The organism is Acinetobacter kookii, assembly GCF_900096895.1.
Lineage (GTDB): Bacteria > Pseudomonadota > Gammaproteobacteria > Pseudomonadales > Moraxellaceae > Acinetobacter > Acinetobacter kookii.
In genome coordinates, this window is the sequence record NZ_FMYO01000002.1 from 241689 (window position 1) to 254985 (window position 13297).

Sequence of the window (13297 nt, forward strand, 5' to 3'; positions counted from 1 at the left end):
TATTTCCTCCTAGTTAAACCATGATTCGCGCGCTTTCATAATAAGCTGACCCGCTTTTTCCGCACCTAAACCTTCAATATCTGCGATATCGTCAGTGGCTTGGTCAGCTAAATCATCTACAGTCACCACACCGCGAGCCGCAAGGGCATATGCGATTTCCTGCGTCATCCCTTGCATTGCAACAAGTTCTGCACTTGGCTCTTGGATGTTTTCTTGTTGTTTTAATGCGTCTGCCAATGTAATTTCTTTCGCACGGCTTTGCAATAATTCAACAGTTTCTGCATCCAGTTCAATTTCATCAAATGTTTCAGCTGGTACATAGGCAATTTCTTCAAGCGAAGTAAAGCCCATCTCAACCAAAGCCATTGCCAAGTCTTCTTCAATATCCAGACGGGTGACAAACATGTCGAGATATTGTTGAGCTTCATTTTGTTGACGTGCGTAGAATTCCTCTTCGAGCATCATATCCAGTTTGTAGCCAGTCAATTCAGAGGCTAAACGGACATTCTGACCTTGCGAACCAATGGCACGTGCCAACTGGTCGCTCGCCGCAAAAATGATATCTGCACTGTGAACATCTTCATCAATCACAATACTGGATACATCTGCAGGCTCTAGCGCACTAGCGATGTACTGTGCCGGATCGTCCGACCACACCACCACATCAATACGTTCACCATTGAGTTCTGACTGTACCGCCTGGATACGTGTACCACGCATACCAATACAAGCGCCTACAGGATCAATACGGTGATCGTTGGTTTTCACAGCAATTTTAGCACGAACGCCCGGCTGGCGTGCAGCTGCTTTAATTTCGATGATTTCTTCAGAAATTTCAGGAATTTCTTTCTTCATCAATGCAATCAGCATTTCAGGACGTGAACGTGATAATAACAGTTGTGCACCGCGACCTTCACGGTTCACGCTATACAAAATCGCGTTTACACGTTGCTTCGGACGAAGAATCTCTTTAGGAATCATCTCTTCACGGGCAAGATAAGCTTCCGCATTGTCACCCAAGTCAATAATAAAGCCATCTTTGGTTTGCTTTTTCACTTCACCGTAGATGAGTTCACCGACTTTAGATTCATAGGCATCAGCAACCAGAGCACGTTCAGCTTCACGAATTTTTTGCACAATCACCTGTTTGGCAATTTGCGCAGCAATTCGGCCGAAGTCGATCGATTCCACTTCGAGTTCACGAATGTCACCAATCGACCATTTAGCAGGATCCACATCCGAAATCGCATCCTGACATGCCGGCATTTCGTGATCTTCATCCGCCACCACTTCCCATTGACGGAAAGTACGGTAATCACCAGTTTTACGATCGATTTCCACACGTAAACGTGCTTCTTCCGAGTTTGTGCCTTCATAAAATTTCTTTTTAGTCGCAGCAACAAGCGCTTGTTCTAGCGCTTCAAAGATCGCTTCACGAGGTACACCTTTTTCGTTACTAACCGTTTCTACTACGGTAAGAATTTCACGTGCCATAAGTCACCTATTCGTTCAGATTCTTATTTATTTGGATAAATTAATCTTGGTAAATCAAATTTGCTTTGTCGATATTATGACTGTCAATCTCAAGGACCTGTTGCTTTTCAACTTCCACTTGAATGAGTTCATTTTCAAGATCAACGGCAATCAGTTTGGCTTGAAATTTACGACGGTTATCTACAGCACTGATCAGACGCAGCGCAACGGTTTGTCCGATATAACCCGCCATCTGTTCGAGCTGGAAAAATGGACGATCCCAACCCGGAGAAGAAACTTCAAGTGAATACTCACCAGAAATTGGATCATGTACATCAAGCATGGCACCCACTTGCTGTGTTACGCGAACACAGTCTTGTACGCCGATACCTCGACCCTGCTCAAGCTCGCCATCTTCATTCAGGACAGGTTGCTCGTTATTTTCATCTGCTTTATCGATATAGATACGCAATAAAGAACGTTTACCTTGAGGAAGAAATTCAATTCCCCAAAGATCGACATTGCATGCTTGCACTGCAGGAGCGATTAGGTCTTGGAGTGCTTGAGTTTTATTTGATAGCTTCATTTACTCTCGTCATTATGCTGCGATTTAATGGTCGCGGTGACCGGTTCAGACTAACTCAACTATATTAGTAGTGAAACATGACGATTTGACCAATAAATGTCGGACACTACACGATAGCCAATAAAAAAGGGCGTAATCGCCCCTATTTACACAGAAAAACCAAAGTCCACTGTGCAAAAAGGCCCACCTTTTTGTGAGCCTTTTAGAAACTTGGTAGCGGGAGCTGGATTTGAACCAACGACCTTCGGGTTATGAGCCCGACGAGCTACCAGACTGCTCCATCCCGCATCAACGTGCAAAAATTATATACAATCTGCTGATCATTTTCAATCAAAACTGTTCAGTGATTGCTTGATTAAGTTGCACCTTAATCAAAAACGGTAGCAGGAGCAGGATTAAACCAACAGCCTTCGCCAGTTTATAAAGAGTTGAGCCCGAGGAGCAATCAACTGTTTAATAAACAGCATTTCTACACATTCTAAAAACTTGGTAGCGGGAGCTGGATTTGAACCAACGACCTTCGGGTTATGAGCCCGACGAGCTACCAGACTGCTCCATCCCGCAACAACATTACAAAAATTTTATCTCACCTTAAATAAACAAGGTGCCTATTTCAGTTTGCATCTAAAATAAGATTGATTGGTAGCGGGAGCTGGATTTGAGCCAACAACCTTCGCCAGTTTATGAAGAGTTGAGCCCGATGAGCAATCAACCAATTCTATAAATAGCATTACCAAACCATTAAAAAATGGTAGCGGGAGCTGGATTTGAACCAACGACCTTCGGGTTATGAGCCCGACGAGCTACCAGACTGCTCCATCCCGCATCAACAGATTTGCTGCTTACACCAACTTATGTTCTGGATTATAAGTTGGTGCGGAAGGGGGGACTTGAACCCCCACGCCCGAAAGCACTACCACCTCAAGGTAGCGTGTCTACCAATTCCACCACCACCGCAGCTGTGACGCATTCTAGTCGGATCACACCCAAAAAGAAAGAACTAAATAAATTTATTCGCCAGTTTTTGGTGCAACTGGTGAAGTTTCACTCGAATTTGCCGGAGCTGTGGTTGTTGTTTGTACCGATTTTAAGCTATAGGCATCAGTGGTTTGCTTTTTGGCAAACACAGCTAAACTTAGGCTCGTGACAAAAAATAAAGCGGTTAAAATTGCGGTTAAACGGGTTAAAAAATTAGCCGAACCCGAAGCACCAAAAACGGTTGCCGCGCCACCACCACCAAAGGATGCACCTGCATCGGCACCCTTACCATGTTGTACCAGAATCAATACAATCATTAAAATGGCTAAGATAATATGTACTACCAGCACAAATGCATGCATGCTGAACTCCTAATTATTTTGTATTTGCAAAAGCCTGAGCAATTTTATAGAAAGACTCTGCATTTAAAGATGCACCACCAACCAGCGCACCATTAATATCTGGACAGGCAGCCAACTCTACTGCATTTTCCGGCTTAACACTACCACCATATAAAATTGCCATGCTGGCACCCAAAGGGGTAATTTGGGTTAAACCTGCACGAATTTTGGCATGCATCGCCTGTGCATCTTCAGGTGAAGCGGTTTTACCCGTACCAATCGCCCAAATGGGTTCATAAGCCACCACTATATTTTTCCACTGCTCAGCCTGAACAACTGTGGCAATATCACAGATTTGTTGCAATACCACCTGCTCTGCCTGACCATTTTCACGCTGTTCCAGACTTTCACCTACGCAATAAATAATGGTTAATCCTGCATTTAAGGCATTTTTAACTTTTTCATTCAGGATTGAGGCAGTTTCAGCAAAAAATTCCCGACGTTCTGAATGACCAATCAGTACAAAATCAATTTGCTGGTCTTTCAGCAGTTCGGCACTCACTTCACCGGTATATGCTCCTGTACCGGCAATACGGGAAACATCCTGCGCAACGGGATAAACAGGACGTACTGAACTTGCCAATTCTGACTGAACACTACCCAAGGCCAGCATGGTCGGTGCAATACCTAAATAACAATCTTGTTCTTTAATTTCATTGTTCTGCAATAATTTTTTAAAATCTTGCAGCAACGCTTTTGCATCTGCCTGCATTGGGTTCATTTTCCAATTGCCGACAACCCAAGGAGTAATAGCCGAACCCGACATACAGTAACCTATTAAAAACAATTCATTAAACCGCGCATATTCTACACGGAATTCAGCATTTTTTAGAAAATTTTCATATGGCTTTTTTATACTCTTCTTATTTTTGCAATCGATCTTCTTTTACTCTCCGGAAAAACTTCTCCCTGTAATTACGACTGGTTCAAAGTTTTATCTGATATTAAGTAGATGACAACATTTTAAGATATGGTATTTTTATATAACAAAAGTATAATTCAATGATACCAATTATAAACAGATTGATTAAGCAGGCATATTAAAGCATGGCAGCATTACAAGGATCACCAAGATTTACGGGTTTTATTCGGCGTTTAGTCGAAGATGGCTTAGTTTCTGCTGAAAATATGCAGAGTGCAATATTGAATGCGAAAAAAGCCAATCAAGATATTGTCCCTTTTTTAATTTATCAGTTGAAAATTTCCTCTCTGGATATTGCAGAAAAAATCTCTCAAGAATTTGGAGAACCTCTTTTTGATTTGAGCGCCTATGACTCTGCTCAAATTATCCGGGAAGGGCTGGATGAAAAACTCATTAGCAAACATTGCGTTTTGCCCATTTTTAAACGCGGGAATTTACTCTACGTCGCAACCAGCAATCCCACCAATATAGATGCCATGGATGCGATTCGCTTCAGCAGTAAAATGAATATTGAAGCGATTATTGTAGAACACCAGAAATTACACAAACTCATTGAACAGAACTTTACCCAGGCGGACAGTTTTGAATTTTCTGATGAAGATATCGATCTAGATCTAGAACAAGAAGACCTGAACAAACCAGCTGATGAAGATGATGGTCCCCAAGGGGATGAAGCTCCCATCGTTAAATATATTAATAAACTGTTAATTGATGCCATTCGTATGGGGGCTTCGGATTTACATTTCGAGCCGTATGAAAAGTCATATCGGGTCCGTTATCGTATTGATGGTGTGCTCCGCCAGATTGCCAATCCGCCGTTGCAGCTGTCCACACGCCTGGCATCACGTTTAAAAGTCATGTCGCAAATGGATATTTCTGAAAAGCGCTTGCCCCAGGATGGGCGGATTAAACTTAAGCTTTCAAAAACCAAGGCCATCGACTTCCGTGTCAACTCATTACCTACCCTATTTGGTGAAAAACTGGTCCTACGTATTCTGGATCCTTCCAGTGCCATGCTGGGCATTGATGCATTGGGCTATGAACCCGATCAAAAAGAACTGTTTATGCAAGCGCTGGAAAAACCTCAAGGCATGCTGCTGATTACAGGTCCAACCGGTTCCGGTAAAACCGTATCGCTCTATACGGGCTTGAATATTCTGAATCGTGAAGATACCAATATTTCAACGGCCGAAGACCCGGTAGAAATCAACCTGGAAGGGATTAATCAGGTCAATGTCAACGCTAAAGTCGGTTTAACCTTCTCTGCTGCGCTTAAATCATTTTTACGTCAGGATCCTGATATTGTCATGGTCGGTGAGATTCGAGACCTGGAAACCGCTGAAATTGCCGTTAAAGCAGCACAAACCGGTCATATGGTGATGTCTACACTGCATACCAACAGTGCACCCGAGACCTTGACACGTTTACGCAACATGGGCGTTCCTTCCTTTAACATTGCCACCTCGGTCAACCTGGTGATTGCACAACGTTTAGCCCGTCGTTTATGCTCTCAATGTAAAGTGCCTGCAGATATTCCAGAGCCCAGCTTATTAGAAATGGGTTTTACCGAAGAAGATCTTAAACATCCAGAATTTCAGGTATATCAACCTGTAGGCTGTTCCGAGTGTCGTGAAGGTTATAAAGGTCGTGTCGGTATTTATGAAGTCATGAAAGTAACCCCTGAAATTTCGAAAATTATTATGGAAGATGGCAATGCACTGGAAATTGCAGCAGCATCTGAAAGATCGGGGTTTAATAATTTACGCCGTTCAGGATTAATTAAGGTTATGCAGGGGGTGACTTCCCTTCAGGAAGTCAATCGTGTAACCAGTGAATAAATGAAATTTAAAATAAGGATAAACGCATGGCTGTCAAAAAAGCACAGATGATGCCCGTCTTCAGTTATGAAGGCATTGATCGCAAAGGGGAAAAACTTAAAGGGGAATTACCTGCACGTAATATGGCACTTGCCAAAGTGACCTTACGCAAGCAAGGCATTACCATTAAACATATTCGGGAAAAACGTAAAAATATTCTCGAAGGGTTAATGAAAAAGAAAGTCACCACCCTGGATATCACGATTTTTACCCGCCAGCTGGCCACCATGATGAAAGCCGGTGTACCACTTGTACAAAGCTTTGAAATTGTCGCAGAAGGTCTGGAAAATCCAGCGATGCGTGAGGTGGTACTGGGTATTAAAGGTGAAGTGGAAGGCGGGAATACCTTTGCAGGTGCACTTAAAAAGTATCCACAATATTTTGACAACTTATTCTGCTCACTGGTTGAATCTGGTGAACAGTCCGGTGCCCTGGAAACTATGCTGGACCGTGTCGCGATTTATAAAGAGAAAAGCGAACTCTTAAAACAAAAAATTAAAAAAGCCATGAAATATCCAGCAACCGTTATTGTGGTTGCTGTGATTGTGACCATCATCTTGATGGTTAAAGTGGTTCCGGTATTCCAAGATCTGTTCAGTTCTTTTGGTGCTGACCTGCCAGCTTTTACCAAAATGGTGGTAAATATGTCTGAATGGATGCAGAAATACTGGTTTATTCTGATTATTGCGATTGGTGCCATTATTGCAGGCTTTCTGGAAGCTAAAAAGCGGAGTAAAAAATTTCGGGATTTTCTCGATAAAGCCGCACTCAAAGCCCCTATTTTCGGTGACCTGGTTTATAAAGCCATTATTGCGCGTTACAGTCGTACTCTAGCCACTACCTTTGCTGCCGGTGTTCCCTTGATTGATGCCTTGGAATCCACTGCAGGTGCAACCAATAATGTGGTTTATGAAACTGCCGTAATGAAAATTCGTGATGACGTGGCCACCGGACAACAATTACAATTTGCCATGCGGGTTACCAACAAATTTCCCTCTATGGCGGTACAGATGGTCGCGATTGGTGAAGAATCTGGTGCGCTGGATGCCATGCTGGATAAAGTCGCAACGCATTTCGAAAATGAAGTCGACAATGCTGTGGATGGCTTAACCTCGATGATGGAACCCTTGATTATGGCCATACTGGGTGTATTAGTCGGTGGTCTGGTAATTGCCATGTATCTTCCAATTTTCCAAATGGGTTCTGTGGTTTAATGCAAGATTTCATTTCTTATTTTATGATTAACCCAACTGCTTTATATATTGCAGTTGGGCTTTTTAGTCTGTGTATCGGCAGTTTTCTCAATGTCGTGATTTATCGAACGCCGAAAATGATGGAGCAAGAGTGGCGGCAGGATTGTCAAATATTGCTGCATCCTGAGCAGGCCATTATTGACGAAACAAAAATCACCCTCAGCAAGCCTGTTTCAACCTGTCCGAAATGCCAGACTCCCATTCGCTGGTATCAGAATATTCCTGTCATCAGCTGGCTGGTTTTACAGGGCAAATGCGGTTCTTGCAAAAATCCGATCAGCATTCGCTATCCACTCATTGAATTGTTAACTGCACTCTGTTCCCTGATCATTGTGGCAGTATTCGGCCCTACCCTACAGATGCTGTTTGGTCTAGTTCTCACTTGGGTACTGATTGCGCTGACTTTTATCGACTTTGACACCCAGCTTTTACCTGACCGTTATACTTTACCTCTGGCAGCGCTGGGTTTAGCAGTAAATAGCTATAGTCTCTATACCAGTCCAACTTCTGCCATCTGGGGCTATATTATTGGCTTCCTGTGTTTGTGGATTGTCTATTATCTGTTTAAGATCATTACCGGCAAAGAAGGTATGGGCTATGGCGATTTTAAACTTCTGGCTGCCTTAGGTGCCTGGATGGGGCCATTTCTGCTGCCCCTGATTGTATTGCTCTCTTCCTTTGTCGGCGCTGTGATTGGCATTATTCTGCTCAAAATACGCAAAAAAAATCAGCCTTTTGCATTTGGCCCTTATATTGCGATTGCCGGTTGGATTGCATTCATTTGGGGTGAGCAAATCATGAAAATCTATTTGGGACAGTAATTTTTAGGGATTTATATGACGTTTATCTTGGGTTTAACTGGCGGAATTGGCAGTGGAAAATCAGCCGCCAGTCATTGGTTTGAAACCCAGGGCATTACTGTCGTTGATGCCGATATTGTCGCGCGAGAGATTGTAGCCAAGGGACAGTCCGCCTTACAACAGATTCATGCGGCTTTTGGCGATTGGGTTCTATTAGACAATGGCGAGCTGAATCGTCGGGCTTTACGCGAACATATTTTCAAATATCCTGAAGCACGTAAAACGCTGGAAAGTATTACCCATCCTGCGATTCGAGAGTCTATTATTCAACAGCTGCAGGCTGCGACCAGCCCTTATGTAATCTTGGTCTCTCCCCTGCTGTTTGAAACCAACCAGCATGAACTGACTGATCATACCCTGCTGATTGATGCATCAATTGATTTGCAGATTCAGCGGGCTGCTATGCGTGATCACCAATCAATTGAACAAATTGAACAAATTATTCAGTCCCAGATGCCACGTGAACAAAAGCGTCGTTTGGCTGATGATATTGTGCTGAATGACGGTCATCTTGACCATTTATACAGCCATTTAAGACCGCTGCATGAAGCGTATTTAAAACGCTGAAATTAAAAAAAGCAGTCGATTAGGACTGCTTTTTTTGTTGATCAAGTTGCTGCTGCAAACTGTCTTGATGACCTATCCAGCGCCATGGCTGTAATGCACCGATCGCCATTCCGATCAAGCCACAAATAATGGCTAGACTTAAAGGCTCTCCCAATAGCGGTACCGCTAAAATTGCCGCCATAAACGGGGCCAAAGTCACGATACTTCCCGTTTTGAATGCACCCAGACGCTTAATCGCTTCTACATAAGTCAGTGTGGCCACAATAACCACAAAGATACCGTGAAAAATCACCTGTAGCATTAAATGTGCAGGTTCAGGTGCCGTTAAATTTTTCGGCAAAAACAGCAGATAGATCGGTACATAAACAATTGCCGACCAGATGGCAACACCTGCCATAGAATGCCAGGCAGAAAGTTTCCATTGGCGTAACAATACGGTGAATACACCCCACCAGATCGCACTCAGGAAAAATAGCATGTCACCAAAACCAAAGGCCACACCGGTTTCCTGATACATCAAGAAGCTCATTGCAGTGATCGCACTCAGCATAATCACCAAACTAATCCAGATGTGTTTACCTAAAGGCTGTTTAAATAATACCAATCCAGCTAAAGCTGTACACAGCGGAATACAGCCATTCAGGAAAATGGCTGCATGCGCTGCTGGTACATAATGAAAGGCACTATAAGAGGTCAGGCAATACGCTACCCCGCCAATCATCGCCAAAATAAAAGGTTGTTTTTTCCATAAAAAAGCGGTGTCTTTTTTATAGAGTAAAATGGGCATGAGAATACAAAATGCCAAGGCAAAACGTAAGGCGGTAATATCCCAGGCACTAATTCCCCACTGGGCATTCAGGCGAGAAGTAATGGTAAATCCGCCCCAAATACACATGGTAATGGCGACATAAAGATAACCTTGAGACCGGGGAGACATAGCAAACAACTTTTAAATAGCAAAGAAAAATTACAGGTTACGTTGACGACAGGCTTCATACAGTGCCATACCGGTGGCAACACTGACATTTAAGCTTTGCAAGTTTCCGGCCATTGGAATATAGACCTTCTGATCACATTGTGACTGGGTAATTGGACGCAAACCTGTATCTTCAGCCCCCATCACGACACACACTGCCGTACCGGTAAAATCAAATTGATCAATCGGTAAGGCTTTTTCATCCAGCATGGTTCCAACTACACGTACATTAAATTCATCTTTGATATGGCCCAAAGTACGCGCCAGATTGGTCACCTGAATAAACTTCACTTTTTCTGCGCCACCGGCAGCAACCTTACGTGCAGTTGGCGTTAGGCTTGCAGAACGGTCACGCGAAACCACTACGGCTTCAACCCCCATGGCAGCAGCTGTACGAATACATGCGCCCAAATTATGCGGATCGGTGACCTGGTCCAGTGCCAGCAAAAGTGCTTGAGGATTTTGCTTCAGCACGGCATCCAGATCCTGTTCATTCAATACCGGATGCGGACGCACTGCCGCGACTACGCCCTGATGAAAAGGTTGGCCTGCGAGTTTTTCCAGTTTGTCACGGCTGGCTTGTTGCACGCTAATACCAAAAGGTTCAGCCAGAGCCAAGACGTTTTTCAAACGCTGGTCATCACGGCCTTTCAAGGTAAATAAAGTCAGTACGCGCTCAGGCTCGAGTTCCAATAATGACTCCACCGAGTGAACGCCATAATAATATTCTGGTTTTGCCATGAACAGCCTCTAAAATCTATGGTGACTATGGGTAATTATACAAAAAGAAAAATCCTGCAAAGCAGGCTTTACAGGATTGATGCTTGAATCTAGTTTAACCGATTCAGGTTAAAATTTCTTTGTCTTATCCGGGACGAATGCTTAGCCTTCGAAATGACAGACATAATCGAGCACTTCATCGGTCTCGATTTTAAAACGGCTATTGCCTGGTACATAGAAAGACTGACCGGCACGGAACAGTTCACTTTCTGTTTTGTCGCCAATTTGGACACGACATTCACCTGAAATGATTTCCATACGTTCAGGTACATGTGTTTGAAAGGTCAAAGCCTGTTCTGTTGGCAAAATTACCCCTAAGGTTTTTTTGGTGCCATCTTCAAACTGCACGGTATGACTGATACACAACCCGTCGAAATAAACATTCGACTTTTTGACAACCGAAACGTGATCAAACTGATTTGACATGCGTATTCTCCAGATAATGCGCATTTATAATTTTTGCCCGAGCTAGTTTAAAGCCGAGTATTAAACTAATCAATCGCTGTTTCCTACCGCCAAATCAATATTTTTCAATTTTTTACAAATATTTTTTGCAGGCTGAAAAGAACAACTGGCGATTTGTGCACGAACCTCTGCATGAATGAAATTATAAGCATAAATTGCTGCTGATGTTGCCCCGACCAAAGGCGAATAGCATTCTCCAGCATGGATTAGGTCTTCAAATCATCAACAGTATAGAGTCTCCTATCTGGTCCAGGTTTTGCGCAGCCGGATAAATTTGGACTCCAATTTTCTCTTTTTCTTAAAATAAGCTGCAATTTATTGATGGAAAATTTTATCGGCTATTTTCACACACAGGTTTCATTTTCAGCGCCGAGATAAGGTAAGATATTGATGTTTTAAACCCTTTTAAAATAAAAGCTGTCTTGTGACCAAAACAAAATTTCACTATCTTAGACTAAAACTTTTCGCAGCTTGGATGCGTTTATGCTGACACATTTAACTCTGATCAATTTTGCTTTAGCCGATCACTTAGCCATTGATATTGAAAAAGGTTTCAATGTCCTGACGGGTGAAACCGGGGCGGGTAAGTCGTTATTACTGGATGCCCTGTCTGCCTGCCTGGGTGAACGTACCGACACCAATTATGTACGTTTCGGTTCGGATAAAGCCGATGTGACGGCCATTTTTAGCTATCAGGAACACAGCCCTGAAGCCGAATGGTTAAAAGCACATGAGTTGGATGACGAATCAGGCGAAATTCATTTAAGACGGGTGATTTTTGCCACGGGTCGTAGCAAAGCCTGGATTAATGGTCGTCCAAGTAGTCTCTCTGAACTGAAAGAGATTGGCCGCTTATTGGTACAACTGTATAGTCAGCACAGTCAGCAACAACTGTTAGAGCCGCCCTATCCCAAGCACTGGCTGGATCGTTACAGCAACTTTTATCAGCCTGCGCAAGAGGTCCGTAATGCCTATAGCACCTGGCAAAAAGACATTCGTCAGCATCAAGCGGCTTTAGATGCACAAGCCACCCGCAAACAGCGCATTGAAACTTTAGAGTTGCAACTGGAAGAACTCGAAGACATCACCCAGATTGACTATAAAGAGATTGAACAGGAATTTGACCGTTTAAGCCATCATGAACATATCATGCTGGACTGCGGTTATAGCTTAAATGTGCTGGATGAAGCCGAACAAAACCTGACCCAGGAACTGTCTTCAATTATTCGTCGACTGGAATCGCATGCCGGCCGTAGTGAACAGCTTGCTGAAATCTATAATTCACTGATCAATGCACAAAGTGAAATTGATGATGCAACGGCAAACTTGCGTCAGTTTATCGACCGGCAAAGCTTCGATCCAGAACGGATGGAAGAATTGAACTCACAACTGGAAATTTTCCACCGTTTAGCACGTAAGTACCGCACTCAACCGGAAACATTAAAAGAAGAATATCAGGCCTGGCAGACTGAACTGGAACAGTTGCATCAGCTGGAAGACCCGGAAACCCTTGCTGAACAGGTAGAAGTGTCTCATCAGGAATTTTTAGCCAAAGCGCAATATCTGGATGAAATTCGCCGTGAAGCCGCAATCCCCTTAGCCAAGCAACTGACTGAGCAGGTCAAGCAGCTGGCTTTGCCGGAAGCCTATTTTGAATTCAAGTTTGAACCTTTGGAGCAGGCAGGTGCTGAAGGTTTGAGCTTTATTCAGCTGCTGTTTACTGCGAACAAGGGTATTCCGCCGCAGCCTTTGGCACGTGTCGCTTCCGGAGGTGAACTGTCGCGTATTGCCTTAGTCATGCAAGTCATGAATGCTGAAAAAACCGAAGCAGAAGTGCTGGTCTTCGATGAAATCGACGTCGGGATTAGTGGCGGTACTGCAGAAATGGTCGGCCGTTTGCTGGCTGATTTGGCCCAGCATGTACAGATTTTATGTATTACCCATCAAGCTCAGGTGGCGGCACAATCGGATCAGCATCTGCTGGTGAAAAAGCGTCAAACCGATCCGGCCAGCAGTACCATCATCAATCTTGCCGAAGAACAGCGCATTGATGAACTGGCACGTATGACCGGCGGCGTCGAAATTAATGACACCACACTGCAACATGCCAAGCAGTTACGTCAACTTAAGTTTCAACAGGTATAAAAAACCAGTACAGC

Annotated in this window: 12 protein-coding genes and 4 tRNA genes; 5 read left to right on the forward strand and 11 right to left on the reverse strand. The window is 43.6% G+C overall.

Features of this window, described 5'->3' with window-relative positions; all coding sequences use genetic code 11:
• Window positions 1–9: 9 nt before the first annotated feature.
• The 8 genes from nusA to tpiA all read right to left on the reverse strand — a co-directional run bounded on the left by nusA (window position 10) and on the right by tpiA (window position 4204).
• On the reverse strand, window positions 10–1494 hold the full coding sequence (gene nusA / locus BLP85_RS05730) for a transcription termination factor NusA (protein ID WP_092819172.1): 1485 nt from the start codon (window positions 1492–1494) through the stop codon (window positions 10–12).
• Between the two features lie 40 nt (window positions 1495–1534).
• Entirely contained in the window at window positions 1535–2059 is a 525-nt protein-coding gene (gene rimP / locus BLP85_RS05735) for a ribosome maturation factor RimP (protein ID WP_092819173.1), read from the reverse strand.
• A gap of 211 nt (window positions 2060–2270) precedes the next feature.
• Window positions 2271–2347 (reverse strand) — tRNA-Met (locus tag BLP85_RS05740).
• A gap of 199 nt (window positions 2348–2546) precedes the next feature.
• Window positions 2547–2623: transfer RNA gene (locus tag BLP85_RS05745), tRNA-Met, on the reverse strand.
• Between the two features lie 185 nt (window positions 2624–2808).
• Window positions 2809–2885 (reverse strand) — tRNA-Met (locus BLP85_RS05750).
• 46 nt (window positions 2886–2931) lie between these two features.
• Window positions 2932–3016, reverse strand: a tRNA-Leu gene (locus tag BLP85_RS05755).
• Window positions 3017–3069: 53 nt separating this feature from the next.
• Window positions 3070–3399 carry a preprotein translocase subunit SecG gene (gene secG / locus BLP85_RS05760; RefSeq protein ID WP_092819174.1) on the reverse strand — a complete coding sequence of 110 codons (330 nt, stop codon included), beginning with the start codon at window positions 3397–3399 and terminating at the stop codon, window positions 3070–3072.
• A 13-nt stretch (window positions 3400–3412) separates the two neighbouring features.
• On the reverse strand, window positions 3413–4204 hold the full coding sequence (gene tpiA, locus BLP85_RS05765) for a triose-phosphate isomerase (protein ID WP_092819175.1): 792 nt from the start codon (window positions 4202–4204) through the stop codon (window positions 3413–3415).
• Window positions 4205–4485: 281 nt separating this feature from the next.
• Here tpiA and pilB point away from each other — a divergent pair, with 281 nt between their 5' ends.
• Genes pilB through coaE form a run of 4 tightly spaced genes read left to right on the forward strand, consistent with a single transcriptional unit; the run spans window position 4486 to window position 8917 of the window.
• Window positions 4486–6198, forward strand: a complete 1713-nt coding sequence (pilB, locus tag BLP85_RS05770) for a type IV-A pilus assembly ATPase PilB (RefSeq protein WP_092819176.1) — start codon at window positions 4486–4488, stop codon at window positions 6196–6198.
• A 26-nt stretch (window positions 6199–6224) separates the two neighbouring features.
• Window positions 6225–7451, forward strand: coding sequence for a type II secretion system F family protein (locus BLP85_RS05775; RefSeq protein ID WP_092819177.1), 1227 nt, complete (start codon window positions 6225–6227; stop codon window positions 7449–7451).
• Window positions 7451–8311, forward strand: coding sequence for a prepilin peptidase (locus BLP85_RS15120; RefSeq protein WP_092819178.1), 861 nt, complete (start codon window positions 7451–7453; stop codon window positions 8309–8311). The genes BLP85_RS05775 and BLP85_RS15120 overlap by 1 nt, the downstream gene beginning before the upstream one ends.
• A 15-nt stretch (window positions 8312–8326) precedes the next feature.
• Window positions 8327–8917, forward strand: a complete 591-nt coding sequence (gene coaE, locus BLP85_RS05785) for a dephospho-CoA kinase (RefSeq protein WP_092819179.1) — start codon at window positions 8327–8329, stop codon at window positions 8915–8917.
• Window positions 8918–8936: 19 nt separating this feature from the next.
• Here the strand turns inward: coaE and BLP85_RS05790 are convergent, their stop codons facing one another.
• The 3 genes from BLP85_RS05790 to ppnP form a co-directional block, all read right to left on the reverse strand.
• A complete protein-coding gene (locus BLP85_RS05790; protein ID WP_092819180.1) occupies window positions 8937–9854 on the reverse strand; it encodes a DMT family transporter in 918 nt (305 codons plus the stop codon).
• Window positions 9855–9884: 30 nt separating this feature from the next.
• Window positions 9885–10634: a 23S rRNA (guanosine(2251)-2'-O)-methyltransferase RlmB gene (gene rlmB, locus BLP85_RS05795; protein ID WP_086195202.1), complete on the reverse strand. Its 750-nt coding sequence runs from the start codon at window positions 10632–10634 to the stop codon at window positions 9885–9887.
• Between the two features lie 141 nt (window positions 10635–10775).
• Entirely contained in the window at window positions 10776–11099 is a 324-nt protein-coding gene (gene ppnP / locus BLP85_RS05800; RefSeq protein WP_086195201.1) for a pyrimidine/purine nucleoside phosphorylase, read from the reverse strand.
• A 522-nt stretch (window positions 11100–11621) separates the two neighbouring features.
• On the opposite strand from ppnP, the gene recN reads away from it, so the two are divergent.
• The gene (recN, locus tag BLP85_RS05805) at window positions 11622–13283 is read left to right on the forward strand and encodes a DNA repair protein RecN (protein ID WP_092819181.1); all 1662 of its coding nucleotides are present in this window, start codon (window positions 11622–11624) and stop codon (window positions 13281–13283) included.
• Window positions 13284–13297: the final 14 nt, after the last annotated feature.